This is a genomic window from Saccharopolyspora sp. CA-218241 (assembly GCF_050954615.1).
GTDB lineage: Bacteria > Actinomycetota > Actinomycetes > Mycobacteriales > Pseudonocardiaceae > Saccharopolyspora > Saccharopolyspora cebuensis.
This window is the reverse complement of sequence record NZ_CP191860.1, coordinates 3595202-3619952: the sequence shown is the minus strand read 5'-3', so window position 1 is coordinate 3619952 and position 24751 is coordinate 3595202. Positions and strand designations below refer to the sequence as shown.

24 protein-coding genes and 1 pseudogene are annotated in these 24751 nt (G+C 72.6%); 18 read left to right on the top strand and 7 right to left on the bottom strand.

Annotation, left to right across the window (positions count from 1 at the left end):
- Positions 1-188: 188 nt before the first annotated feature.
- From ACQP0T_RS17280 to ACQP0T_RS17265, 4 genes are all read left to right on the top strand, one after another.
- Positions 189-1475, top strand: a complete 1287-nt coding sequence (locus tag ACQP0T_RS17280) for a cytochrome P450 (protein ID WP_433869000.1) — start codon at positions 189-191, stop codon at positions 1473-1475.
- A gap of 86 nt (positions 1476-1561) precedes the next feature.
- On the top strand, positions 1562-2221 hold the full coding sequence (locus tag ACQP0T_RS17275; protein WP_433868999.1) for a TetR/AcrR family transcriptional regulator: 660 nt from the start codon (positions 1562-1564) through the stop codon (positions 2219-2221).
- 278 nt (positions 2222-2499) lie between these two features.
- Positions 2500-3303, top strand: coding sequence for a thioesterase family protein (locus ACQP0T_RS17270; RefSeq protein WP_433868998.1), 804 nt, complete (start codon positions 2500-2502; stop codon positions 3301-3303).
- A gap of 59 nt (positions 3304-3362) precedes the next feature.
- Positions 3363-3890 carry a GNAT family N-acetyltransferase gene (locus ACQP0T_RS17265; RefSeq protein WP_433868997.1) on the top strand — a complete coding sequence of 176 codons (528 nt, stop codon included), beginning with the start codon at positions 3363-3365 and terminating at the stop codon, positions 3888-3890.
- On the opposite strand, the gene ACQP0T_RS17260 is transcribed toward ACQP0T_RS17265, so the two are convergent.
- Positions 3856-4554 carry a GntR family transcriptional regulator gene (locus tag ACQP0T_RS17260; protein ID WP_433868996.1) on the bottom strand — a complete coding sequence of 233 codons (699 nt, stop codon included), beginning with the start codon at positions 4552-4554 and terminating at the stop codon, positions 3856-3858. The two genes, ACQP0T_RS17265 and ACQP0T_RS17260, sit on opposite strands and share 35 nt — an antisense overlap.
- 93 nt (positions 4555-4647) lie before the next feature.
- Between ACQP0T_RS17260 and ACQP0T_RS17255 the strand changes: the two genes are divergently transcribed.
- The 7 genes from ACQP0T_RS17255 (at position 4648) to ACQP0T_RS17225 (ending at position 13143) form a co-directional block, all read left to right on the top strand.
- Entirely contained in the window at positions 4648-5079 is a 432-nt protein-coding gene (locus ACQP0T_RS17255; RefSeq protein ID WP_433868995.1) for a VOC family protein, read from the top strand.
- 420 nt (positions 5080-5499) lie between these two features.
- Positions 5500-6828, top strand: a complete 1329-nt coding sequence (locus tag ACQP0T_RS17250) for an extracellular solute-binding protein (protein WP_433868994.1) — start codon at positions 5500-5502, stop codon at positions 6826-6828.
- Between the two features lie 25 nt (positions 6829-6853).
- The gene (locus ACQP0T_RS17245) at positions 6854-7762 is read left to right on the top strand and encodes a carbohydrate ABC transporter permease (RefSeq protein ID WP_433868993.1); all 909 of its coding nucleotides are present in this window, start codon (positions 6854-6856) and stop codon (positions 7760-7762) included.
- Complete coding sequence (locus ACQP0T_RS17240) at positions 7755-8603, top strand: carbohydrate ABC transporter permease (RefSeq protein ID WP_433868992.1); 849 nt, start codon at positions 7755-7757, stop codon at positions 8601-8603. The genes ACQP0T_RS17245 and ACQP0T_RS17240 overlap by 8 nt, the downstream gene beginning before the upstream one ends.
- Before the next feature lie 47 nt (positions 8604-8650).
- Positions 8651-10180 carry an alpha-N-arabinofuranosidase gene (locus ACQP0T_RS17235; RefSeq protein WP_433868991.1) on the top strand — a complete coding sequence of 510 codons (1530 nt, stop codon included), beginning with the start codon at positions 8651-8653 and terminating at the stop codon, positions 10178-10180.
- 253 nt (positions 10181-10433) lie between these two features.
- On the top strand, positions 10434-12380 hold the full coding sequence (locus ACQP0T_RS17230; RefSeq protein WP_433868990.1) for an FAD-dependent monooxygenase: 1947 nt from the start codon (positions 10434-10436) through the stop codon (positions 12378-12380).
- 187 nt (positions 12381-12567) lie between these two features.
- Positions 12568-13143, top strand: coding sequence for a pyridoxine/pyridoxamine 5'-phosphate oxidase (locus ACQP0T_RS17225; RefSeq protein WP_433868989.1), 576 nt, complete (start codon positions 12568-12570; stop codon positions 13141-13143).
- A 51-nt stretch (positions 13144-13194) separates the two neighbouring features.
- Here ACQP0T_RS17225 and ACQP0T_RS17220 read toward each other — a convergent pair whose 3' ends face one another.
- Entirely contained in the window at positions 13195-14568 is a 1374-nt protein-coding gene (locus tag ACQP0T_RS17220; protein ID WP_433868988.1) for an L-serine ammonia-lyase, read from the bottom strand.
- A gap of 115 nt (positions 14569-14683) precedes the next feature.
- Between ACQP0T_RS17220 and ACQP0T_RS17215 the strand changes: the two genes are divergently transcribed.
- The 5 genes and pseudogenes from ACQP0T_RS17215 to ACQP0T_RS17195 all read left to right on the top strand — a co-directional run bounded on the left by ACQP0T_RS17215 (position 14684) and on the right by ACQP0T_RS17195 (position 20558).
- On the top strand, positions 14684-15349 hold the full coding sequence (locus ACQP0T_RS17215; protein WP_433868987.1) for a GntR family transcriptional regulator: 666 nt from the start codon (positions 14684-14686) through the stop codon (positions 15347-15349).
- 51 nt (positions 15350-15400) lie between these two features.
- Positions 15401-15625 (top strand): annotated as a pseudogene (locus ACQP0T_RS17210) (hypothetical protein); the annotation flags it as partial.
- A 330-nt stretch (positions 15626-15955) separates the two neighbouring features.
- Positions 15956-18133 carry an RNA polymerase recycling motor ATPase HelR gene (gene helR / locus ACQP0T_RS17205; RefSeq protein WP_433868986.1) on the top strand — a complete coding sequence of 726 codons (2178 nt, stop codon included), beginning with the start codon at positions 15956-15958 and terminating at the stop codon, positions 18131-18133.
- Positions 18134-18365: 232 nt separating this feature from the next.
- A complete protein-coding gene (locus tag ACQP0T_RS17200; protein WP_433868985.1) occupies positions 18366-19394 on the top strand; it encodes a TerC/Alx family metal homeostasis membrane protein in 1029 nt (342 codons plus the stop codon).
- 267 nt (positions 19395-19661) lie between these two features.
- Complete coding sequence (locus ACQP0T_RS17195) at positions 19662-20558, top strand: SAM-dependent methyltransferase (RefSeq protein ID WP_433868984.1); 897 nt, start codon at positions 19662-19664, stop codon at positions 20556-20558.
- A 46-nt stretch (positions 20559-20604) separates the two neighbouring features.
- On the opposite strand, the gene ACQP0T_RS17190 is transcribed toward ACQP0T_RS17195, so the two are convergent.
- Together ACQP0T_RS17190 and ACQP0T_RS17185 are read right to left on the bottom strand one after the other, a co-directional pair.
- Positions 20605-20979, bottom strand: a complete 375-nt coding sequence (locus ACQP0T_RS17190) for a nuclear transport factor 2 family protein (RefSeq protein WP_433868983.1) — start codon at positions 20977-20979, stop codon at positions 20605-20607.
- Between the two features lie 53 nt (positions 20980-21032).
- Entirely contained in the window at positions 21033-21158 is a 126-nt protein-coding gene (locus ACQP0T_RS17185) for a hypothetical protein (protein ID WP_433868982.1), read from the bottom strand.
- Between the two features lie 370 nt (positions 21159-21528).
- On the opposite strand from ACQP0T_RS17185, the gene ACQP0T_RS17180 reads away from it, so the two are divergent.
- The gene (locus tag ACQP0T_RS17180; RefSeq protein ID WP_345361224.1) at positions 21529-21735 is read left to right on the top strand and encodes a heavy-metal-associated domain-containing protein; all 207 of its coding nucleotides are present in this window, start codon (positions 21529-21531) and stop codon (positions 21733-21735) included.
- A gap of 15 nt (positions 21736-21750) precedes the next feature.
- Positions 21751-21999, top strand: a complete 249-nt coding sequence (locus ACQP0T_RS17175) for a CDGSH iron-sulfur domain-containing protein (protein ID WP_433868981.1) — start codon at positions 21751-21753, stop codon at positions 21997-21999.
- Between the two features lie 47 nt (positions 22000-22046).
- On the opposite strand, the gene ACQP0T_RS17170 is transcribed toward ACQP0T_RS17175, so the two are convergent.
- The 3 genes from ACQP0T_RS17170 to ACQP0T_RS17160 all read right to left on the bottom strand — a co-directional run bounded on the left by ACQP0T_RS17170 (position 22047) and on the right by ACQP0T_RS17160 (position 24681).
- Positions 22047-22247 carry a hypothetical protein gene (locus ACQP0T_RS17170; RefSeq protein WP_433868980.1) on the bottom strand — a complete coding sequence of 67 codons (201 nt, stop codon included), beginning with the start codon at positions 22245-22247 and terminating at the stop codon, positions 22047-22049.
- Positions 22248-22371: 124 nt separating this feature from the next.
- On the bottom strand, positions 22372-23754 hold the full coding sequence (locus ACQP0T_RS17165; protein ID WP_433868979.1) for an alkaline phosphatase PhoX: 1383 nt from the start codon (positions 23752-23754) through the stop codon (positions 22372-22374).
- 264 nt (positions 23755-24018) lie between these two features.
- Complete coding sequence (locus tag ACQP0T_RS17160; protein ID WP_433868978.1) at positions 24019-24681, bottom strand: DsbA family protein; 663 nt, start codon at positions 24679-24681, stop codon at positions 24019-24021.
- Between the last annotated feature and the right edge of the window lie 70 nt (positions 24682-24751).

Here is a 24751-nt window from a genome sequence, read left to right as displayed (position 1 = left end):
GGGAGCGATTGGTTGTACTAAAACGTGAGTCGAGACAATATTTGCGCACCCCGGTGCGGTCAACAGTCGAGGTCCTCGGGCGTCCGAAACTTGCACTTCATGCATCGATGCACGAAGTGCAAGTTCGGCGGTAGCCTGGCCGCTCCCGCCGCGTGCCGCGGCGCCGAGACCACCGGGAGGACGTGCCGATGAGCATCAGCGACGAGCAGGCCGGGCCCAGCGCACCCGCGGAGAGCCCGACGGCGATGCGCCGGGTGCTGCCCGAGGACATGGTGGAGCGCGGCCGGTGCCCGTTCGACCCGCCGCCGGGCCTGGCGGCGCGGCGCGGTGCGGGGGCGGTGCAGCCGCTGCCGCTGCTCAACGGCGCGCGGTCGTGGCTGGTGACCGGCTTCGACGAGGCCCGCTCGGTGCTGGCGGACCAGCGGTTCAGCTCCGACCGGATGCGCTACCGGGACGCGACCCAGTTGCAACCGGGGGAGGTGGCGGAAGCGGCGTCCGCGACCGGCGCCGCCGCGCAGGCCCGCGAGGACGGCATGTTCGTCTTCATGGACCCGCCCGAGCACACCCGGCTGCGACGGCTGCTCACCGGCCAGTTCACCGTGCGGCGGATGAAGGCGCTGGAATCGCGGATCACCGAGATCGCGGTCGAGCACGTCGAGGCGATGCGCGCCGCGGGCACCGAAGCCGACCTCGTCCCCGCCTACGCGCTGCCGCTGCCGTCGCTGGTGATCTGCGAGATGCTCGGCGTCGACTACGCCGACCGCGCGGAGTTCCAGGAGAACACGGCGACCTCGCTCAACGTCACCAGCAGCGACGAGGAACGCGCCATCGCCGGTGCGGCGCTCTACGAGTTCATCCAGCGCCTCGTGGTCGACAAGCGGGCCCACCCCGCCGACGACATGCTCTCCGGGCTCGTCCACGACGCCGACCCGCCGCTGACCGACGCCCAGGTCGTCGACATGGCCCTGGTCCTGCTCGGCGCGGGCCACGAGACCACCGCCAACATGCTGGGGCTGGGCACCTTCGCGCTGCTGGAGAACCCCGACCAGCTCGCGGCGCTGCGCGCCGACCCGGGCCTGATCGACGCCGCCGTCGAGGAGCTGCTGCGGTACCTGAGCATCATCCAGCTCGGGGTGACCCGGGTGGCCACCGAGGACGTCACCCTCGGCGGCGTGGACGTCCCGGCCGGCTCCACGGTCGTGCTCGCCACTCCGGAGGCCAACCGGGACCCGCGGTCCTGGGCCGAACCCGACCGGCTCGACCTGCGCCGCGCCCGGTCCCCGCACCTCGCCTTCGGGCACGGGGTGCACCAGTGCCTGGGGCAGCAGCTCGCCCGGATCGAGATGCGCGTCGGGTTCGCCGAGCTGTTCGGGCGGCTTCCCGGGCTCCGGCTCGCGGTGCCCGCCGAGGAGGTGCCGCTGCGCAACGACATGCTGATCTTCGGCGTGCACTCGCTGCCGGTCACGTGGGCCTAGCCGTCGTCGACGACCGCCGCCGACCGCTCCCGCGCGTGGGATGATGTGCCGCGCAGACGACCAGGTGCGCGAACGCAGGGGGTGGCATGGCTCGTCCCGCGTCGCCGGATGCGGCCGGCGGTGCCGCGTCGGCGGTGGGTCGCCGGGAGCGCAAGAAGCGCGCCACCCGGGCGGCCGTGGGTGAGGCGGCGCTGCGGTTGTCCGTCCGCCACGGCGTCGAGCACGTCACCGTCGAGCAGATCGCGGCCGAGGCGGACATCGCCCCGCGGACGTTCTTCAACCACTTCTCCAGCAAGGAGGAGGCGGTGCTGGCCGCCGCGGCCGCCGGCGCCGAGGCGCTGATCGCCGAGTTCCGGGTGCGGCCGCGCACCGAATCGGTGCTGCGGGCGCTGCGCGAAGCGGTGCTCGTCGTCCTGGACCGGAACGACGCGGCCAGCCGCGACTACGTCGAGGCGCTGCGGCTGATCCGCGGCGAACCGTCGTTGCTCCCGCACCAGCTGGCCGTGATCACCGCCCAGGAGCAGGCGCTCGCCGACGCCATCGCCGACCGCATCGGGCCCGACGCCGAGCGGGACCGCCCCGCCTACCCGGCGCTGTGCGCGGCCTCGGCGTTGGCGTCGCTCCGCGTGATCCTGGACCGGTGGCTCGGCTGCGGGGGCGAACCCGGCGCCCTCGACGCGCTGCGCCCGGAGATCGACCGGGCGATCGGCGAGCTCGCCGCGGGCCTCGACCGGCCCGGCCGCTGAGCTCCGCGCGCCGGTGCTCCGGCCTCCCGCCGCCGATTAGGGGTCCTTTTGGAATGCGGCGGAGCCGCATGCGGTGGGGCCGTCAGCCGGCACCGCGGCGGGTTCTCAGCGGTCTTCTCGCGAGGACGCCCTGATGCCGTGTATTGGAATACATCAAGAAGGGCGCCCGGAGCGAGAAGACCGCTGAGGTTCCGCCACCCGCACCGCCACGCAAGCCATCCTGAAAACAGTCCTTAGAGTGCTTCCCGGCCCGCCGAACCACCAGCCAGGAGGCACCCGTGGACGCCAGTGCTTCGAGCAGCTACTTCGAGCGCATCGACGAGCACCGGTACAAGCCGACCCCGCACGCCGGTGGCGCGTGGGATCGCGCCGAGCAGCACTTCAGCCCGCTGGGCGGCTTGCTGGTCCACGCCATCGACGGCTACCGGGCCGGTCGTCCCGACGACGGCATGGTGCTCGGCCGGATCAGCTTCGACATCCTCGGGCGGCTGGCCGCCGACGAGTGCGAGATCCGGGTGGAGACCGTCCGACCCGGGCGCACGATCGAACTGGTCGAGGCCACCGCGCTCATCGCCGGGCGCCCGGTGGTGCGGGCCCGCGCCTGGCTGCTGGCGACCCTGGACACCGGGCCGGTCAGCGGCGGCGGCGCGGACCGCCTCACCCCGCCCGATACCCTCGCGCCTTGGCCGATGAGCTCGCTCTGGCCCGGCGGGTTCATCGCCTCCCTGGACGTCCGGCCGCTCGCTGAGCCGCAGCCCGGCCGCACCACCGCCTGGATCTCCACCGAGCTGGACCTGGTCGCCGGGGAGGCGGCGAGCCCGCTCGCGTCCTACCTCGCGCTCGTCGACACCGCCAACGGGATCGCCGTCCGCAGGAACCCGACCGAGTGGATGTTCCCCAACGTCGACCTGACCGTCCACTTGCACCGCCTGCCCGAGGGCCGCTGGACCGGGCTGGACACCACCGTCGTCTTCGGCCCGGCCGGCCAGGGCGTCACCAGCACCGTCCTGCACGACGTCATCGGACCGGTCGGGCACGCGCAGCAGATCCTCACCGTCCGCCCGCTGCCCGCCGCGGACTGACCGGCGGCGCGCGGAAAATCCCTTGACCTCCGCAGGCGGCGGCGGTGACAGTGCGCGGCGTGCCCCTCCGCTTCCCGCTGCGCAGCGCGCGGCTGCACGTCCGGCCCTTCCGCCCGCAGGACCTCCCCGCCATCCACGAGGTGTACGGCGACGCCGCGGTGATGCGGCACGTCGCCTGGGGCGACCCCGCGACCGAGGACGAGAGCGCGGCGATGGTGCACGAGCACATCGAGCACCAGCGGGTCCACGGCTACGCTTTCTGGGCCGTGGTCGAGAATTCGACCGGCCGCCTCATCGGTGACGCCGGGTTCGAGGCGCGCGAGGAGGGCGCCGAGTTCGGCTACACGCTGGCCCGCCACCGCTGGGGGCGGGGGCTCGCCACGGAGGTCGGGCGGCTGTGCGTCGACGCGGCGTTCCGGGAGCTGCGCCTGCCGCGGCTGACGGCGGTCGTGGACCCGGCGAACCCCGCCTCGGCCCGGGTGCTCGACAAGCTCGGGTTCCGGTTCACCGGCGCCCGTCCGGAGTACGGCCGGACGCACCACGAGTACCTGCTCACCGGTCCGGACCACCGCGCCGCGCGGAGCTGATCCGCGGCGCTTCGTCGCTGAGCACCTCGAACGCGTGGCGGCGGTGGTCGGCGAAGAGGTCCAGCGCGGTCTCGGCATCACCGGCGCGGAGCGCGGCCAGCAGGCCGCGGTGCTCGGCGGGGACGTGGGCGAGGTAGCCCTCGCTGCTGCGGTTCACGCGGGTCAGCAGGAACAGGTGCACCTGCTCGCGGATCGCCTGCCACGCCTCGGCCAGGCGCCGGTGGTGCGCCGCGGCGTAGAGCGCGTCGTGGAAGGCGATGTCGCAGGCGACCATCTCGTGCGGCGTGGCGGCCGTTTCCATCGCCCGGACGGCGTCGTCCACGGCGGCCAGGTCCGGCTCCTCGGCGCGGGCCAGGACTTCGCGCACGGCGAGTTGTTCGAGCGCGCCGCGGAGGCTGTCGAGCTCGCCGACGTCGTCCGGGGTCAGTTCGGTGACCGTGGCGCCCCGGTGCCAGGCGCTGCGCACGAGCCCTTCGCGTTCCAGTCGGACCAGCGCCTCGCGCACCGGGCCGCGGCTGACGTCCAGCGCCGCGGAGAGCTCGGTCTCCCGCAGTTGGACGCCCGGGGCGTAGGCGCCGCTGAAGATCGCGTCGCGGATGCGGTCGGCCACCTCTTCAGCGAGTCCTCGGCGGCGGGCGGGGCGGACGCGGTTTCGGTCGGTCATTGCTCCTCCTGGCGATGATGTCCTAATGTTAACATTCAGACATCGCGGAGCCCGATGAGCGGGTCCGCGGCCCACCACGGCGGAAGGTGCCCCATGACGGTCCTGGATTCCCCGATCCCGCGCTTCCACCTCGCGGTCCCGGTCGACGACCTGGCGGCGGCGCGCCACTTCTACGGCGAGGTCCTGGGGCTGGAGCAGGGACGCAGCGCATCGACCTGGGTGGACTGGAACCTCCGGGGGCACCAGTTCGTGACCCACGTGGCGCCCGAGCGCGCCCGGCGCGTCCACAACCCCGTCGACGGCCACGACGTCCCGGTGCCGCACTTCGGCCTGATCCTGACGATCCAGGAGTTCCACGAGCTCGCCGACCGGCTGCGGGCGGCGGGCACCGAGTTCGTCATCGAACCCTACGTCCGCTTCGAAGGCGAGCCCGGTGAGCAGTGGACCATGTTCCTGCTCGACCCGGCGGGCAACGCCCTGGAGTTCAAGGCCTTCGCCGACGACGACCAGGTCTTCGCGCGCTGACCGCGTTCGCGTCGCCGGGGCCCGCCGGTCGGCGGGCGGCGGGGGGCTGAGCCGACGACGGGAGGCGGCTCAGCTCCCCGCGGCGGCCGGGGATGTGCTCCGACCGGCGCACGCCCCGTCCGGGATTCGGCCGCTCGCCGACGATGTGACTTGACCCACGGCGGCATCGCGCCGTAGCGTCCGGTCGCACCGCGATGTTAGCGCTCACATCCACGACGACGCGGCCACCGCGGAAGTGGTCGCCCGTGCGGCGCCGGCCCCAGCGCCGCGCCGGAAACCCGATCCCGTTCGCCCGCCCACGAAGCGACCCGCCCGCCGAGAACCCGCGCCGCGTCCTCGCAGCGGTGCCGGACCACCTGCGCGCCCCCCGGGAACGAACCGGAACGGGACGCGGAGCCAGGTTCGACCGAGGAGACGACGATGCCTCTTCCTCCCGACCCCGCCGCCATCGCACCGCTGCCCCGCCGCCGGTTCCTGCGCCTCGCGGGCGGTCTCGCCGCCGCCTCGACGACCGGACTGGCCGCCTGCGGCACCGCCGATCCCGGGTCGAGCCTGCGCTACTGGAACCTGTTCAGCGGGGGCGACGGCGAGACGATGGCGCGGATGCTGGCCGGGTACCGCGCCCGCAACCCGCACGTCGACCTGGACGAAGTGACCCTGGAATGGGGCGATCGGTACTACACCAAGCTGGCGATGGCGGGCGCGGCGCAGCGCGCACCGGACGTGGCGATCCTGCACCTCGGGCGGTTGCCCGCCTTCGCGCCGGGTGGGCTGCTCGACCCGCTGCGCCCGGACCTGCTGGCCCGCGCGGGCATCGGCGGCGCGGACTTCCCCGCCGGCCTGTGGCGGCGTTCCCACCACGACGGTCGGCTGTTCGCGGTCCCGCTGGACACCCACCCCTTCGTCCAGTACTACAACGTCGAGGTGTGCCGCGAAGCCGGACTGCTCGACGACCGGGACCGGCTGCCGCCCCTCGACGGCCCCGAGGCGGTGCGCACCGCGCTGCGCGCGGCCCGGCGGGTCACCGGCACCCCCGGCCTGCTGGTGGAGACCGCCGGGGAAGGGGTCACGCCGTGGCGGCTGTTCTGGTCGCTGTACCGGCAGGCCGGAGGTGACCTGCTCACCCCGGACGGCACCCGTTCGGCCCTCGACGACGCCGCGCTGACCGGAGTGCTGGGATTCCTGCAATCGCTCAGCGACGAGGGCCTGGCCTCGACCGGGCTGAGCGCCGACGGTGCGATCGCGCTGTTCAGCAGCGGCCGGGCCGGGTTCTTCTGGCACGGGGAGTGGGAAGTGCAGACCTTCCTGAACTCCGGCCTGCCGTTCAGCATGACCCGGTTCCCCGGCGTGTTCGGACCGCCGCTGGCCGAGGCCGATTCGCACGCCTTCGTGCTGCCCCGGCGACCCGACCGCAGCGCCGAGGAGCACCTGCTGGCCTACGAGTTCATCGCCGCCCTGCTCGCGCGCAGCGCCACGTGGGCGGAGGGCGGCCACATCCCGGCCTACCTCCCGGTGGCGCGGAGTCCGGAATACACGCGGATGCGCCCGCAGTCGCTGTACCGCTCGGTGATCGACGACGTGCAGCTCGATCCGGAGGTGTGGTTCGCCGGATCCGGTTCGCGGTTGTGGTCGGAGATGACCGCGATCCTCGGTCCGGTGATGGACGGGCGCACCTCGGTGCCGCGCGGGGTGGCCCGGATCCACCAGCTCGTCCAGGACCTGCTCGACACCCCCAACCCGGTCTCGTGAGCACGCCACCACGGAGGTCCGCGCCATGTCCTCGTCCACCGCGGCACCCCGCCGCTCGCGCGACGCCACCGCAACCGGGCTCGCGTTCGTGGCCCCCTTCCTGCTGGTCTACGCGCTGTTCCTGGTGGTCCCGCTGGGAATGGGCCTGATCAACGGGTTCACCGACGCCAGCCTGGTCGGCGGGGACCGCGAGTTCGTCGGCGCGGCCAACTTCGCCGAGGCGCTCACCGACCCCGCCCTGTGGCGCTCGCTGGGCGTCACGGTGGTGTTCACGCTGGCCAGCACGCCGCCGCTGATCGCGGTCGGGCTGCTGATGGCCCTGCTGACCCACCACCTGGCCCCGGCGCGCTGGCTGTGGCGGCTGGTCTTCTTCGCGCCCTACGTGCTGCCGTCCTCGGCGATCGCGCTGATCTTCGTGTGGATCTACCAGCCCGGGTTCGGGCTCGCCGATGCGCTGCTGGGGATGGTGGGAGCCGAGCCGGTGGGCTGGTTGTCGCGGCCGGTCGCGGCGATGCTGGGCGTGGTGCTGGCGACCGTCTGGTGGACGGCCGGTTTCAACTTCCTGCTCTACCTCGCCGCGCTGCAAGCCATCCCCGGCGACCTCTACGAGGCCTCCTCGCTGGACGGCGCGAGCCGGGTGCAGCAGTTCTTCGGCATCACCCTGCCCATGCTGCGGCCCACCACCGGGCTGATCGCGGTGCTGCAGCTGCTGGCCTCGCTGAAGGTGTTCGACCAGTTCTACCTCATCACCGGCGGCGGACCGCAGCACTCGACCCGGCCGATCCTGCAGTACGTCTACGAGCACGGCTTCACCAACTACCGGATTGGCTACGCCTCGGCGGTGTCCTACGTGTTCTTCGCGCTGGTGCTGCTGCTGACCGCCGCGCACCTCAGCATCCGACGACGTCGAGAGGGGCGCCTCGGCCATGCCTGAACGTCCGTTGACCCGTTCCCGGGCGCGCGCCGGCAACGCGGTGCTGCTCCTGATCGCTCTCGCGCTGGCGGTGGTGTGGGCCTTGCCGCTGGTGTGGGCCGTGCTGACCTCGTTGAAGCCGGAGAGCGAGACCACCGAGATCCCGCTGCGCTGGCTGCCGCGCGAGGTCACCGCGGAGGCCTACCGCAGCGTGCTGGCCACCGAGGAGATCTGGTACTGGCTGGCCAACAGCGTGTTCACCGCGAGCGCGGTCACCGCGCTGGTGCTGCTGCTGTCGAGCACCGCGGCCTACGGCTTCTCGCGCACCCGGTTCCGCGGGCGCGGCGCGCTGTTCGCGCTCGTCCTCGCGGGCGTGCTGGTGCCCACCGAGATCCTCATCGTGCCGCTGTTCCAGGAGATGGTGTTCTTCGGCTTGGTGGACACGCCCTGGGGCGTCATCCTCCCGCAGGCCGTCCTGCCCGCGATGGTCTACATCCTCAAGGTCTTCTTCGACGGGGTGCCCCGGGAACTGGAGGAAGCCGCCCTGATGGACGGTGCGGGCCGGTGGCGGGTCTTCTGGCGGATCGTGCTGCCGCTGTCGCGCCCGGTCCTGGCCGCGGTCGGCATCTTCACCTTCATCACGACGTGGAACAACTTCCTCTGGCCGTTCATCGTCACCGCCAGCCCCGAGTCGATGACGTTGCCGGTCGGGCTGGCCACCGTCCAGGGCAGCTACGGCGTGCGCTACGCCGAGATCATGGCCACCGTGGTCCTCGCCGCGCTGCCGCTGCTGATCGTCTTCGTCCTGTTCCAACGGCACATCGTCCGCGGCATCGCCCACACCGGGCTGGGCGGCCGCTGAGCGGCGCCGCGGATCCCGGCACCACGAGAGCAGCAGGAGGGGAACGCATGACCAGCTCCAGCGACGCCGAACGGGCGGGGGCCGCCCTGACGATCGACCCGGACTTCGCGGTGGGAGAACCGAATCCGCGGTTGTTCGGCTCGTTCGTCGAACACCTCGGCCGGTGCGTCCACACCGGACTCCACGAGCCGGATCACCCCGCGGCGCGCCCGGACGGGCTGCGGCAGGACGTGCTCGACCTGGTGCGCGAGCTCGGCGTGACCCTGGTCCGCTACCCGGGCGGCAACTTCGTCTCCGGCTACCGCTGGGAGGACGGCGTGGGGCCCGTCGGGGACCGCCCGCGGCGGCTGGACCCGGCGTGGCGGTCGGTCGAGACCAACGAGTTCGGGCTCAACGAGTTCATGCGGTTCACCGAAGCGGCCGGGGTGGAACCGATGATGGCGCTGAACCTCGGCACCCGCGGTCCGCAGGAGGCCCGCGAGCTCCTGGAGTACTGCAACCACCCCGGCGGCACCGCCTGGTCGGACCTGCGGCGCGCGCACGGGGTGCCGGACCCGCACGGGATCCGGTTGTGGTGCCTGGGAAACGAGATGGACGGGCCGTGGCAGATGGGCCACAAGACCGCCGAGGAGTACGGTCGCGTCGCCGCCGAGACGGCCCGCCTCATGCGCATGACCGACCCGGACCTCACCTTGGTGGCCTGCGGCAGCTCGAACTCGTCCATGCCGACGTTCGGCTCCTGGGAGGCCACCGTGCTGGAGCACGCCTACGAGCACGTGGACCACATCTCCTGCCACGCCTACTACGAGGAGTCCGACGGCGACGTGGACAGCTTCCTCGCCTCGGCGCAGGACATGGAGCACTTCATCCGGTCCGTCGTCGCCACCTGCGACCACGTCCGCGCCGTGCGGCGCAGCCCCAAGGAGCTGGAGCTGTCCTTCGACGAGTGGAACGTGTGGTACCGCCGCCTCCGCGACCCCGAGACCGAACCCCGGTGGGAGGTCGCCCCCCGGCTGCTCGAGGACCACTACACGGTCACCGACGCCGTCGTGGTGGGCAGCCTGCTCGTCACGCTGCTGCGGCACTGCGACCGGGTGACGGTGGCGTGCCTGGCCCAGCTCGTCAACGCGATCGCCCCGATCCGGACCGAACCGGGCGGTCCCGCCTGGCGGCAGACCACCTTCCACCCGTTCGCGGACGCGGCGCGCTGGGGCCGCGGTCGGGTGCTGCGCGTCGAACCCCGCTCCGACCGGCACGCGACGGCGCAGCACGGCGAGGTGGACCTGCTGCACTGCACCGCCGTCCAGCAGGAGGACGACGCGGTGGTGCTGCTGGCCGTCAACCGGGCCACCGACCGGCCGCTGGACCTGGTCGCCGACGTGCGCGCGCTGGGCGAGGTCCGGGCCGTGGAGCACCGCGCGCTGGCCGACGCCGACCGCCACGCCCGCAACAGCGCGCTGCACCCGGACCGGGTGAGCCCGCGAGCGGTCCCCGGGGCGGTGGTGCGGGACGGTGCGCTGACCGCGCAGCTCCCGCCGCTGTCCTGGAACGTGCTGCGCCTGCAACCGGTGCGCTGAGCACCGGCCCGGGAGCCGATCCGGGTGGCGCGGGGGAGGAACGGCTCCCCGCGCCACCCGGGTCACCGGTCCAGCTCGATCCGGTCGGCGCCGTCGCTGCACGAGGTTCCTCATAGAAGAACGGACTGTTCCGCAGGGCGCAACTGCCGCACGATGGCACGTACCCCCCGGTACGTCCGCGGCGGGGTCGCGCCGCCCCTGCGCTTCCCCCGGGCGCCGCCGGGGCAGTTCGACGCCCAGAGGAGCTAGACCAGTGCAGTTCTACCTCGACGGTTACCAGCCCGGCGACCCGTTCGTCGCGGAACCCCACCCGTCCCTGGCCGAGCGTCCCAGCGGCCTGCCGGAGACCGCGGATGTCCTGATCATCGGCTGCGGTCCGGCCGGGCTGCTGCTGGCGGCCCAGCTCGCCGAGTTCCCCGAGATCCACACCGTGATCGTCGACCGCCGGGACGGACCGCTCGAGGTCGGCCAGGCCGACGGCGTCGCGTGCCGCACGGTGGAGATGTTCGAGGCGTTCGGCCTGGCCGACCAGCTCGTCCACGAGGGGTACCAGGTCAACGAGGTGACCTTCTGGCGCCCGGACCCCGAGGACCGCTCCTCGATCGTCCGCACCGGGCGCATCAACGACGTCGAGGACGACCTCTCCGAGATGCCGCACATGATCGTCAACCAGGCGCGGATGCTGGCCTACCTGCGCGACCACATGCGCCGTTCGGCCACCCGCGCCGAACCGTTCTACGGCCTGCACGCCACCGAGGTCCGGGTCGACCCCGACACCACCGCCGAGCACCCGGTCGAGGTCACGCTGCAGCACGTGGCGGACTTCGAGCCGACCGGCGAGGTCTCGACCCTGCGCGCCCGGTACGTCGTCGGCTGCGACGGCTCGCGCAGCGCCACCCGCGAGTCCATCGGACGCCGCCTCGAGGGCGACACCACCAACCAGTCGTGGGGCGTGCTGGACGTCCTCGCCACCACCGACTTCCCCGACATCCGGCTGAAGTCCGCCATCACCTCCGAGCAGGGCAGCGTCCTGATCATCCCGCGCGAAGGCGGGTACCTGGTCCGGCTCTACATCGAGCTCGACAACGACCGCGACGCCGAGATGCTGCGCGACCGCAGCGCGACCCCGGACGAGCTCGCCGCGGTCGCCAACCGGATCCTGCACCCCTACAGCATCGACGTGCGGCACGTCGGTTGGTGGGCCGTCTACGAGGTCGGCCAGCGCCTGTGCGCGCGCTTCGACGACGTCCCCGACGACGAGGACGGCACCCGCCTGCCCCGGGTCTTCATCGCCGGCGACGCCTGCCACACGCACAGCGCGAAGGCCGGGCAGGGCATGAACGTCTCGATGGCCGACGCCTGGAACCTCGGGTGGAAGATCGCAACGGTGCTCCGCGGCACCTCGCGGCCCGAGGTGCTGCGCACCTATTCCGAGGAGCGCCAGGAGGTCGCCCGCGAACTCATCGACTTCGACCGGGAGTTCGCCGCCCTGTTCAGCGAGCGGCCGGACGGCGACGAGGCGGACGACCCGACGCGGTTCCAGCGCTACTTCCGCGAGCAGGGCCGGTTCACCGCCGGGGTCGCGAACCGCTATCGGCCCTCCCTCCTCACCGCGGCGCCGACCCACCAGCACCTGGCGGAGGGCTTCCAGATCGGGATGCGGTTCCACTCCGCGCCGGTCATCCGGATGGCCGACGCCAAGCCGGTGCACCTCGGTCACGCGCACCGGGCCGACGGCGCCTGGCGCCTCCACGCGTTCGCCGACCGGGCCCACCCGGGTGCCCCCGGTTCCCGGCTGCGTGCGCTCGCCGATTTCCTGGCCTCGGCGGACTCGCCGATAGCCCGGTTCACCCCGCCGGGCGCCGACCCCGACTCGGTGATCGACTTCCGCGCCGTGCTCCAGCAGGGGCACCGCGACGTCACGGTCGAGGACCTCCCGCCGGCCCTGCTGCCGCGCAAGGGGCGGTTCGGGCTCGTCGACTACGAGAAGGTCTGCTGCCCGGAGCCGGCCCGCGACGTCTTCGAGCTGCGCGGGGTCGACCGGGACGCCGGAGCCCTGGTGGTCGTCCGGCCGGACCAGCACGTCGCGCACGTCCTGCCCCTCGACGCCCGCGACGAGCTCGTCGACTTCCTCCGCGGGGCGCTGGTCGAGGTCGGGACGCCCACCGGCCGCCGGCCCGGCGCTGCGGCCAGCCTCTGATCCGGGCCGGCTCCGGTCGACGTCCGATTCCCCGCCGTCGTCCAGCGGTATCCTCACCGGCCGTGCCGTGCGGCGGACCGCAGCCAGGTTCCGCGACCGTCGCGGCGGGGCGGGAGAATCGTGGCATGACCCGACTCCGGCACTGGCCGTCCTTCCCCGCGCAGCTCCCCCGTTCGACCCGGGTGCGGTGCCGTCCGCGCCGCACGTGCTGTTCCGCGCGTGGCTGGAAGAGGCGGGGGAGCAGGTGCTCGCCCCGCACGCGGTCACGTTGTCCACGGTGGACGCGGAGGGCGCGCCTGATGCCCGCGTGGTGATACTGAAGGAGGTCGACGAGTCCGGTTTCTTCGTCGCCAGCAGCGCGCGGAGCCCGAAGGGGCGGCAGCTGGCGGTGAACCCCCGCGCGGCGTTGACCTTCTTCTGGCCGGCCCTGGGCCGTCAGGTCCGGGTGCGGGGATCGGTCAGCGCGTGCGGTGCGGAGACCTCGGCGGCGGACTTCCGCGACCGTCCGCCCGCCTCCCGCGCCGAGGTGCTGATCGGACGGCAATCCGAGGTGCTCACCGATCCCGGCGAGCTGGTCCGCGCGGCCGAGGACGCCGACCGGCAGGTGCAGCAGGACCCCGACCTGGTGCCGGACTCCTGGACCCGCTACGTCGTCGAACCCGGCACCGTGGAGTTCTGGCAGGCCGACCACGACCGGCGGCACGTCCGGCTGCGCTACCGCCGTGCCGGAGCCGGCTGGACGACCGAACGGCTGTGGCCGTAGACCGCGTCGAGGTGCTCGTCCGCCGCACCGGCGGGGCGGGGGATCAGGCGCTCAGCATTCGACGATGTTGAGCGCCAGTCCGCCGCGAGCGGTCTCCTTGTACTTGTCCTTCATGTCCGCCCCGGTCTCGCGCATCGTCTTGATCGCCTTGTCGAGCGAGACGAGGTGCTGCCCGTCGCCGCGCACGGCCATCCGCGCGGCGGTGATCGCCTTGACCGACGCCACGGCGTTGCGCTCGATGCAGGGGATCTGCACCAGCCCGCCGACGGGGTCGCAGGTCAGGCCGAGGTTGTGCTCGATGCCGATCTCCGCGGCGTTCTCCACCTGCTCCGGGCTGCCGCCGAGGATCTCGGCGAGCCCCGCCGCCGCCATCGCGCACGCCGAGCCCACCTCGCCCTGGCAGCCGACCTCCGCTCCGGAGATCGAGGCGTTCTCCTTGAACAGCACGCCGATCGCGGCTGCGGTGAGCAGGAAGCGCACGGCCGCGTCGTCGGAGAACGACGGCAGGAACTTCCGGCAGTAGTGCAGCACGGCCGGGACGATCCCCGCTGCGCCGTTGGTCGGTGCGGTCACGACCCGGCCGCCCGCGGCGTTCTCCTCGTTGACCGCGAGCGCGTAGAGGGTGACCCACTCCATCGCGCGCAGGGCGTCGCCGTCGTCGGCGGCCGACTCCAGGTGCGCGCGCAGCTGCCCGGCCCGCCGCCGCACCCGCAGACCGCCGGGCAGGACGCCGTCGGTGCGGGTGCCGCGCTCGACGCACTCCTGCATCACCGACCAGATGTGCAGCAGCCCGGACCGGGTCTGCTCCTCGGTGCGCCAGGAGAGCTCGTTGGCCAGCATGACGTCGCTGATCCGCAGGCCGGATTCGCGGGTGCGGCCGAGCAGTTCGTCCCCGGTGCGGAACGGGTGGCGCACGGCGGACTCGTCCTCGACGAGCACGCGCCGCCCGGTCTCGTCCTCGTCCAGGACGAAGCCACCGCCGACCGAGTAGTACTCGCGGCGATCGAGCCGGTGCCCGATGCCGTCCAGGGCTTCGAAGACCAGGCCGTTGCTGTGGAAGTCGAGGCGCTTCCCGCGGTGCAGCACGATGTCCTCGTCGGCGGAGAAGGCGATCCCGCGTTCGTCCCCGAGCACGAGGCGGCCCTCGTCGTGCACCGCCCGCACCCGGGGTCGTGCGGCCACCGGGTCCACGAGGTGCGGCTGCTGCCCGGACAGGCCGAGGATGACCGCCGCGACGCTGCCGTGGCCGTGCCCGGTCGCGCCGAGCGAGCCGAACAGCTCGCAGCGCACCCGCTCGGTGCGGGGCAGGAGCCCGGTGTCGCGCAGCCGTGCCACGAAGAGGTGGGCGGCCCGCATCGGGCCGACCGTGTGCGAGCTGGAGGGCCCGATACCCACGGTGAACAGGTCGAACGCGGAGAGGGTCATGGAGGCTCCAAACCGGCTGCGAGGGAGTCGACCTGAATGCGCGACTAATATATCAAAAGGTGATCTGCTGCGGGTTGGCCGGGGTCCGGCGGGGCGGGGGCTTAGGATTGACGGCGTGACCGCTACCTCGCAGGAGTCCGAACGCGCGCCCCTCTCGCTGGCCGACCGCGCGTACTCCGCGATCCAGGAGCTGCTGATCATGCTGGACATCCCGCCGATGGCGCCGATCGACGACGGCGCGCTGAGCAGCACGCTCGGCATCGGCCGGACTCCCGTCCGGGAAGCGCTCAAGCGGCTGGAGGTGGACCGCTTGGTCGTCTCCTACCCGCGTCGGGGCACCTTCGCGACCGCGGTCGACATCACCGATCTGGCCTACATCTCGGAGATCCGGGTGCAGCTGGAGCCGCTCGCCGCCCGCCGTGCGGCGCGGATGGCGAGCCGCGAGATGAGTGCCGAACTGGTCGAGCTCGCGGATCGGATCGAGGCCATCGACGTGCGGACCATCGAACGCGGCCAGCTCATGCGGTGGGACCTGCGCGTCCACCGGATGATCTACCAGGCCGCCGGGAACCCGCACCTGCAGGACACCCTGGTCCGCTACCACAACCTCGCCACCCGCATCCACTGCCTGTTCGTCGACCGGATGTCCCATTTGGACCGGCACATCAGCGAGCACGTCGATCTGCTCCGGGGTGTCGCCGCGGGAGAGGTCGACGAGGTCGGCGAACTGGCCCACGAGCACGTCATCGGCTTCGAGAAGGCCATCCGCGCGCTCACCTGACCCCGGCGACCTCGCCGCGTCCGGTCCGCACCGCGCTAAACGCGCGCCGACATCTCCGAGGGCTCGACCGGCCCGAGCGCGCTGCTCCGCGGACCTCGCGCGACGCGACGGTCGCCGACCTCCGCGGAGCACATCAAGCGCTGCACCACGATCGGCACCGCCCACGACCAGGGCAAGACCTCGGGCCCCCGTCGACGGGAGGCATCGCCGAACTGCTGGGCGAGGACCTCGGGCAGCACCTCCCGTCCGCCCTACCGCCCCGTGGCCGTCGCCGCGCTCGCCGGGCGGGACCGCGGTGAGCTCTACGACCCGGTCCGGGTCACGGCCGGCACGTCGAGCGGGGAAGATCGCCGATCCACGGCGGATGATCGGGGAGAGCACTCCCTCCCACTCCCAACGTATAGCTCACCCGGGGGCTTGCGGCAAGGCCCGGGTGCTACCGCAGAATCGCCGGAACCGATCCGGGAGCCGCGGGAACGGAAGTGCGCGTGGTGCTCCCGGCCGGTCGGCACGTGCGCTGACGGACGCGCCGGTTCTCCGGGGCCTCGGGAGCGGGTGTCGGCCGCGCTCCCGGACCCGCCACCTGTTCAGCCACTGCGAGGGAATGTGTCGACTCACGATGAGGACGAGCTGCGGTCGGAGCGGGACTACGTCGCCGGTCTCTACGCGCGGCTCGACGCCGAGCGCGCGCGGGTGCAGCGCGAGCGCACCGCGGCGTTGCGGGGCCACGGCGGGACGGCCGTGGAGCGGGACGTCGAGGTTCGGGCGCTGGCCCGGGAAGCCGAGCGGCTGGACGCGGCGGACAACGGGCTGTGCTTCGGCAGGCTGGACACCGCCTCCGGCGACCGGGCCTACATCGGCCGGATCGGCCTGTTCGACGAGGACGACGAGTACGAACCGGTGCTGCTCGACTGGCGGGCACCGGCGTCGCGGCCGTTCTACACCGCCACCGGCGCGAATCCGGAGAACGTGCGCCGACGCCGCCAGTTCCACACCCGCGGGCGCCGCGTGCACGACTTCACCGACGAGGTCTTCGGCCGCCTCGGGGGTGACGAGCGCGGTGACGCGGCGCTGCTCGCGGCGGTCGACGCGCCGCGCGGTGCGGGGATGCGCGACATCGTGGCGACGATCCAGGCGGAGCAGGACGCGATCATCCGGCTCGACCACCCGGGCGTGGTGGTGATCGAAGGCGGCCCCGGCACGGGCAAGACCGTGGTGGCGCTGCACCGGGTCGCGTACCTGCTCTACACCCAGCGGGAGCGGATGGAACGCCACGGCGTGCTCGTGGTGGGGCCCAATCCGGCGTTCCTGGACCACATCGGCCGGGTGCTGCCGTCGCTGGGCGAGTCCGAAGTGGTGTTCCGCACCACCGGCGATCTCGTCCCGGGCCTGCGCGTCACCGCGGAGGACTCCCCGGCTGCCGCGCGGCTCAAGGGTTCGCTGCGGATCCTCGACGTGCTCGCGGCGGCGATCGCCGACCGGCAGCGGCTGCCGGAGCACCCGCAGCCGATCGAGCTGCGCGACGTCGTGGTGCGCATCGACGCCGAGACCGCGGAGTGGGCCCGGGACGAGGCGCGCGCGAGCGGTCTGCCGCACAACGAGGCCCGCGCCGTGTTCACCGAGATCGTCACCTACGTGCTCACCGAACGGGCGATCGCCCGGATCGGCCGGGGCTGGCTGACCCGGGACGACCGCGAGGCCTGGGAGCAGCTCCGCGCGGACCTGCTCGTGGAGCTCGCCGAGCACGACGCGTTCACCGCCGCGCTCGACCGGCTCTGGCCGGTCCTGACGCCGGAGGCGCTGCTGGCGGGGTTGTACGAGTCCCCCGAGCGGCTGCGCGCGGCGGGCACCGGCGAGGTGCTGCTGCGCGCCGACGGCGCCGCCTGGACGGTCTCGGACGTGCCGCTGCTCGACGAGCTGGTCGACCTGCTGGGCCGTGCCGAGCCCGCCGACCGGACCGCCGAACGCGAGCGCGCGGCCGAGGCCGGGTACGCCGCGGGCGTGCTGGAGATCCTCAACGTGGAGCGCCACGACCTGATGGACGACGAGGACCACCTGCTCGCCCAGGACCTGCTCCACGCCGAGGACCTGGCCGAGCGCTTCGTCGAGCGCGACACCCGCGACCTCGCCGACCGCGCCGCCGCGGACCGGGACTGGACCTACCGGCACGTCGTGGTCGACGAGGCCCAAGAACTGTCCGAAATGGATTGGCGGGTGCTGATGCGGCGCTGCCCGAGCCGGTCCTTCACGGTGGTCGGCGATCTGGCGCAGCGCCGGTCGGCGGCCGGGGCGACCGCCTGGGGAGCGATGCTGGACCGGTACGTCCCCGGCCGCTGGGCCTACCGGTCGCTGTCGGTGAACTACCGCACGCCCGCGGAGATCATGGCCGTCGCCGCGGCATTGCTCGCCGAGTTCGCGCCCGGCGTCCGGCCACCGGAGTCGGTCCGCGCGTGCGGGGTCGAGCCCTGGTCCCGGCACGTCACCGAGGACGCGCTCCCCACCGCCGTCGAGGAGTTCGTGCGGGACGAGGCCGGGCGCGACGGAACGAGCGTCGTGATCGGTCCACCGGACGTGCCCGGCGCGGTCCCCGCCTCGAGGACGAAGGGCCTGGAGTTCGACGCGGTCCTGGTCGTGGATCCGGGGCGGATCCTCGCCGACGGCCCGAGCGGCGCGGCCGAGCTCTACGTGGCCCTCACCCGCGCCACCCAGCGCCTCGGCGTCGTGCACCGCGACCCGCTGCCGCCGGTCCTGCGCGGGCTCGCCACCGGCGCCCGGCCCGGGTAGCGATGGCCCGGATACCCGGGGTGGGGCGGCGCGAAACCGGGTACCGGGACGCGTCTGCGGGCGCCGGGGGTGACGGTGGTAACACTGCCGCCCCCGGGTTGCCGATGGTCCGGAGATTCATCCACACTCGATCGTGAGGGGAGTACTTCCTCGGGCCGGCCCCGGTCAGTACGGGCACGCACAGGTGCCCCCGGGTGGCCACCCCGCGCGGGTGAAGGAGACCTCGGCCGATATGAGGTTCGAGGAGACGCCTGTGTCCGATTCCGCGATGGTTCTCGCCGCCCCGGAGCAGTCGATCGGTTCGCCCTGGCTGTGGGGGATCAGCATCGCCGTGCTGCTGGCGCTGCTGGTCACGGACTTCCTGGTGACCCGCAAGCCCCACGAGGTCTCGATCCGCGAGGCCGTGGGCTGGTCGGTGTTCTACCTGGCCCTGCCGTTCGTCTTCGCCCTGGGTCTGTGGGCGTTCTACGGCGGTGGTCAAGCGCTGGAGTTCACCACCGGGTTCGTGGTCGAGAAGTCGTTGTCCGTGGACAACTTGTTCGTGTTCATGCTCATCCTGTCCGGCTTCGCCGTGCCGTTCGCGTTGCAGCAGCGCGTTCTGCTGTACGGCATCGTCGGAGCCCTGGTGCTGCGCGGTGTTTTCATCGCCGCGGGTGCGGCTCTGCTGCAAGCCGGCACGTGGGCCTTCCTGGTGTTCGGCCTGATCCTGTTCATCACGGCAGCCAAGATCATGCACGAGGCGGTCCGCGGGTCCGCGTTCGACAAGGACGTCTCGGAGATGCGGTCGGTGCGGTTCCTGCGCCGGCTGATGCCGGTCACCGAGGACTACCGCGGTACCCAGATGACGGTGCGCGAGGGCGGGCGACGTGCCCTGACCCCGCTGGCCGTGGTGGTCGTGGCGATCTTCGCCACCGACGTGGTCTTCGCCGTGGATTCGGTGCCCGCCATCTACGGGATCACCGAGGACCCGTACCTGGTGTTCGCCACCAACGCCTTCGCCCTGCTGGGGCTGCGGGCGCTGTACTTCGTGCTGCACCAGGCGCTGTCCAAGTTGGTCCACCTCAACCACGGGCTCGCGCTGATCCTCGCCTTCATCGGCGTGAAGCTGGTGCTGCACTGGGCCCACGGGGTCTGGCCCGCCGTGCCGCAGGTCCCCACGCTGCTGTCCTTGGCGGTCATCGTGGTGATCCTGACGACCGTCACGCTGACCAGCCTCCACGCCCGCCGCAGCGCGAAGGAACCCGCCACCTCCGGGAGGTGAACCATGCTCACCGACGTGCTCGTCGATGTAGGCACGATCGCGCTGGTCGTGGCCGCGCTGATCATCACCTGCGCTGCCCTGTCGGACGCACGCCCACCCCACGGGCGCCAGCACTAGCCGGCGGGACGGCCGGGCCCGGGGACGCTCGTTTCGGGCGCCCCCGGGCCTCTGTCGGCGTGACGCAGCGCACAGTGCGGTGCGCGCCCGGGGTTCCGGCGGGTTGTCCGCCGCTCGTCGTGCGGTAGCCTACCGGGCAGTATCGTGATCATGGCTTTCGTGAAGGGCGCGCGCATGCACACCCCGGAATCACCGAGTTCGGGCCGCTTCGACACGTGGAGCGCCGCGGTGGACCCGACGGTGGCCAGCGTCGCCCGGATCTACGACTACGCGATCGGCGGCAAGGACAACTTCAAGGTCGACCGGGACGTCGCCCACGCGCTCGTCGCCGAGGTGCCGGAGGCGTTGCTGTTCGCCCGGGAGAACCGCTCGTTCCTCCGCAGGGCGGTGCGCTTCCTGGCCGCCGAGTGCGGGATCCGGCAGTTCATCGACCACGGCAGCGGCCTGCCCACGGCGGACAACGTGCACCAGATCGCCCAGCGCTCCGAGCCGGACTCCCGCGTCGTCTACATCGACAACGACCCGGTCGTGCTCGCCTACGGGCGGGTGCTGCTCGCCGAGGATGGCAACACCGCGGTGCTGCACGCCGACATGGGCGCGACGGAGTCGATCCTCGCCGAGGAGCGGACGCGGCAGCTCATCGACTTCACCGAACCGGTCGCGGCGCTGTACGTGTCGGTCCTGCACTGCATCCCGGACGACGCCGATCCCGGTGCGGTGGTGGCCCGGATGCTCGACGCCGTGCCCTCCGGCAGCTACCTGGTGCTGTCCCACATCGTCAGCGACGACGAGCAGGCCGCCGCGCACTTCACCGAGTTCATGACCAGCAGCACGACCTGGGGCCGGGTGCGCAGCCCGGAGGAGGTCGCCGGGTTCTTCACCGGCCTGGAACTCGTGGAACCGGGGCTGGTCGACGTCGTGAACTGGCGTCCCGACCCCGAGGACCCGGTGTGGTCGGTGACCGACTCGCCCTTCGGCGAGTTCCCGCCCGACCCCGCGGGGCCCAAGAAGCTCTGGGAGCTGGGCGGCATCGCCCGCAAGCCCTGAGCGGACGGTTGCGGGGCAGGCCCGGAGGTGGGCCCGCCCCTTCCGATCAGCGGATGTCCGACGGTCCCCAGTAGGCCCACATGCGGGTGATCCGGTGCGCGTCGTTGATCTCGAAGACGTCCACCGAGTTGACGCTGCTGGTCGTGCCGTCGATCGTCGCGCTCACCACGATCGGCAGCGCGACGAAGGTGCCCTCGTGGCTGCCCCGGGGCTCACCGGGCTCCACGCGCGACCGGTAGTTGTCGACGATGTTGCGGTAGTAGTCGCGCAGCGCCGCGTGACCGGCGACCGGGCCGGTGCCGACCGGGTCCTCGATCACCGCGTCCGGTTCGAAGAGCTCCAGGATGGCCTCGACATCTCCCGCGGTGACCCGTTCGCAATAGGCGACGGCGACTTCCTTGCGTTCCTGCTCGGTGGGCATGGCGCCAGTGTGTCGGATCCGGACCGCGGCAAGATCGCCGGGTGCAGGGGTGGTCAGTCGTGGTCCGGGGCCTGGGTGAGGTGGTGCTCGGCGGCGTCGACGGCTTCGGTGAGCAGTCGGCGGACGTGGCCGCCGCGGGTGCTGTAGAGGGCCCGGCGGCCGTCGCGGCGGGTGGTCACCAGTCCGCTGAGCCGGAGCTCGGCCAGGTGCGAACAGCAGCCGTTCCAGGCCCAGGCAGACCGGGACCGTCCGGTGCTGGCCGCCGGGGCGCTGGCCGGCTACGGCCTCGGATCGGCGCTGATCGTGGTGACCGCGCCCCGGGTGCTGCGCCGCGTGCCCGAACGCCCGCTCATGCTCGGAGGCGGCGCGCTCAGCGCACCGCTACCGGCTCGACGCCGAGCTGGACCCGGCCTGGCCACGCTGACGGCCCGGCGTCCGCTGTGGACCCACGCGGCCCGCCGGGAGCGTCTTGACGGGGAGATTTGTGCCGTCGCGGATTTCCTCCTACGCTCATACCCTACGGGGGTACCGTACAAGGAAGGGAGTTCCATGGGTGAGAGCACCTACATCGTGAAGGGCATGACGTGCTCCGGGTGCATGAACAAGGTGACCGGTGCGGTCACCGGCGTCGCCGGGGTCACCGAGGTCGATGTGGACATCAGTGACGGTCGGCTCACGGTGGTCGGCGACTCCTCGGTCGATCCGGAGGCGATCCGCCGCGCGGTCGGCGAAGCCGGCTACGAGCTGGCGAGCTGACGGGGGACTGGGCGAGTGCCGAGCCAAGACCCGTCCCCGGACGAGCCGCTGGTGGTGATCAAGGCAGTGGACAACGGGCCGTACCAGGTGAAAGGACCGGTCCGGCTGGTCGACCACGAGAACAACGCGTACGACCTCGGTCCCGGCCGGACCCGCCTGCTGTGCCGATGCGGGTTGTCCGCGAACAAGCCGCTCTGCGATGGGTCCCACGCGCGGGGAGGTTTCGCCGCGGCGGAACGGGCCGACGGCGCCGGGGCGGACTGATCGGGCGGGTCGGTGGTGGTGCGCGGATCGCGCCCACCACCGGCCCGTCACCGCCGCGCCGTCCGGTGGCAGTGCGGCAATGCCGAGGCCACGAGCCGGAGGACCAGTTCGCCGGTTCCGCCCTTCCGCCGGACCTCCGCGCTGATGGCGGGGACGAGCCGGTGGCAGCACACGTGCACCGCGGCGGTCCATCCGGCGAGCGCGGCTCTCCCGCCGTGCGCCTGTTGCAGGTGCAGCACCCGTCGCATCGGAATCCCTCCCGGCTGCCGAACGTCCGTACGTTACCCCCGTAGGGTACAAGGGTCCGTTGCGGCTCGTCGATGCGCGGGCCGGATGGCCGAGCCGCCGCGTGGCGGCTCGGCCGGGCCGGTGTCAGAGGGAGCCGGTCCGCCAGGGGCCGGTGATGGCGAAGGTGATGCCGGGCGTCTGGAGGTTGACGAACAGCCAGTTGCCGTTCTCCGGCTCGAACGTCACGCCGCACCACTCGGAGCCGCGGTAGTCGCCGGGCGGGACCGACTTGCCCGGCGCGCCCCCGACCGGCACGACCACGTCGTTGCGGGCGAACGGGAACACCACGCCATCGGTGGTCAGGCCGTGCACGTACTCGCCCTCGCTGCCGTCCTCGCACAGCACGATCCCGCCGCGCGGGCTGACCGCGAGGTTGTCCGGGTTGTTCAGGACCGCGGCGTCGGGGGAGGCGAACAGCACGCGCATGGTCTCGGTCTCCGGGTCGTACTCGAAGACCTGGCCCTGCCCGGTCGGCCCGCCGTCGGTGGAGACGAGGTAGGCGCGGTCGTTGCCCCACCACGCGCCCTCCAGCCTGCTGAACACGGCCGCGCCCTTGGCGGCGCCCTGCTCAGCGGGACGCGTCTCGCCCGGCGCGTAGTCCGGGTTGTCGATCGTCACCCAGGCGGTCCGGTACTCGGTGCCGGTGCCGTCGGTGTAGGTGTTGTACGAGGAGCCGTCCGGGGTCCGCACGACCAGCATCTGCAGCTCGCCGCCGGCGCGGAGATCGCCGGGCTTGGCGGGCAGGTACCGGTAGAACCCGGCCGGGGTGTCGTCCTCGGTCAGGTAGACGATGCCGGAGCGGGGGTCGATGCACAGGGCCTCGTGGGAGAACCGGCCCATCGCCGTCAGCGGACGCGGATCGCCCTTCCGGTCGTGCGGCACCTCGAACACGTAGCCGTGCCGGGTCCCGTCGGCGCCGATGTCGGTGGTCTCCTCGCAGGTGAGCCAGCTCCCCCACGGGGTCGGCCCGCCGGCGCAGTTGCGGATCGTGCCGCTCAGGCTCGCCCAGGACTCCAGGAACTCGCCCTTGTCCGGGTCGAACACCAGGTTCGTGGTGCCGCCGATGGCGTTCGCGTCGTAGGAGGGGTCGGTGAACGCCCCGGAGTAGCCGTCCTGCTCGTGGTTGCGGACCAAGGCGATCGTGCCGTCGGGGCGGTGGAAGGCCGCCATCCCGTCGTGCATCCCCGGCGTGTCGACGCCGTCGGACATCCGGTCGCCGGTCCAACCGTAGCTGGTGTACTCGAAGCCGCGCGGCAGGGCCAGCAGCGGCAATCCCGTGGCCCGGTCCTTGACCGGGCGCAGCGGCCCGTAGTCCGGGCTCTCGTCGGCCTTGACCAGCGGCGCGGCCCCCGCGGTCCGGGCGCCCAGCGCGTTGAGCGGGCCCAGCGCCGTCAACGCGGCGATGCCGGCTCCGCCGCCGGTGAGGAAACCTCGCCGACCCAGCCCTGCGGAACGTTCCTCGGACATGGCGTCCTCCTCCTCGTGGTGGGACAAGCGAGGGAACGTTAGCCGCGGGAGCTGTCCGGCGATCCGGACGATCACGACACCGGGATGAACGCCGGATGTCCGGCCGGCGAGCGTGCCGCGTTCGCAGCAGCGGACCCCGGAGGGCGGACCACACGCCCCTCACTCGGTACGACCCGCGCGAGCGACCCGTTCCGGGACACCGCACCGGGAGATGCTCACCCGGGCGGGCGGCTGGTCGGCGTCACCCGCGGGGCGGCGGCGGGGTCAGCGCCGGAGGGCGTCCTCGACCGCGGCGACGAGGTCGCCGTAGGACTCCGGCCGCAGCTGTTCGCCGTTGAGGAAGAACGTCGGCGTGCCCGTCACGCCTGCGGCGAGCCCGTCGTCCCGGTCCCGCTGCACCCGTTCCGCGGTGGCCGGGCTGTGCAGGTCGGTGCGGAACCGCGCCGTGTCCAGGCCGATCCGCTCCGCGTACCCGACGAACGTGGCCTCCTGCGACTCCTGCGCGCCCGCCCACGCGTCCTGGTTCTCGAACAGCATCCGGTACATCGCTTCGAACTCGCCTTGGGTCGCGGCGGCTTCGGCGGCCTGGGCGGCGAGGTCGGCGTTGCGGTGGCTGGGAACCGGGAAGTACCGCACGACGTAGTCGAGGCGCCCGGCGTAGTCGCGGCGGAGCTGCTCGACGGCCGGGTAGGCGGCGCCGCAGGAGCCGCACTCGAAGTCGAGGAACTCGACCAGGGTGACCTCGCTCCGCGGTGCGGTGGACAACCGGTGGCTGTCCGGGCGGACCAGCAGCTCTTCGGGAACCGCGCCCGAGCGCGCCGACTGGCTCGTCGGTGCGCCCGGCGGTCCGCTGACCACCAGCACGGTGAAGATCACGACCGCCGCCGTCCCGATCACGACGAGGGTCCACAGGAGGTTCTTGCTCATCACGGCCTTCCCGAGGGCGCGCAAGCGGCTCCCGCATCGCCGCCTGTCTACTAGTGAGGCTAGTAGATGG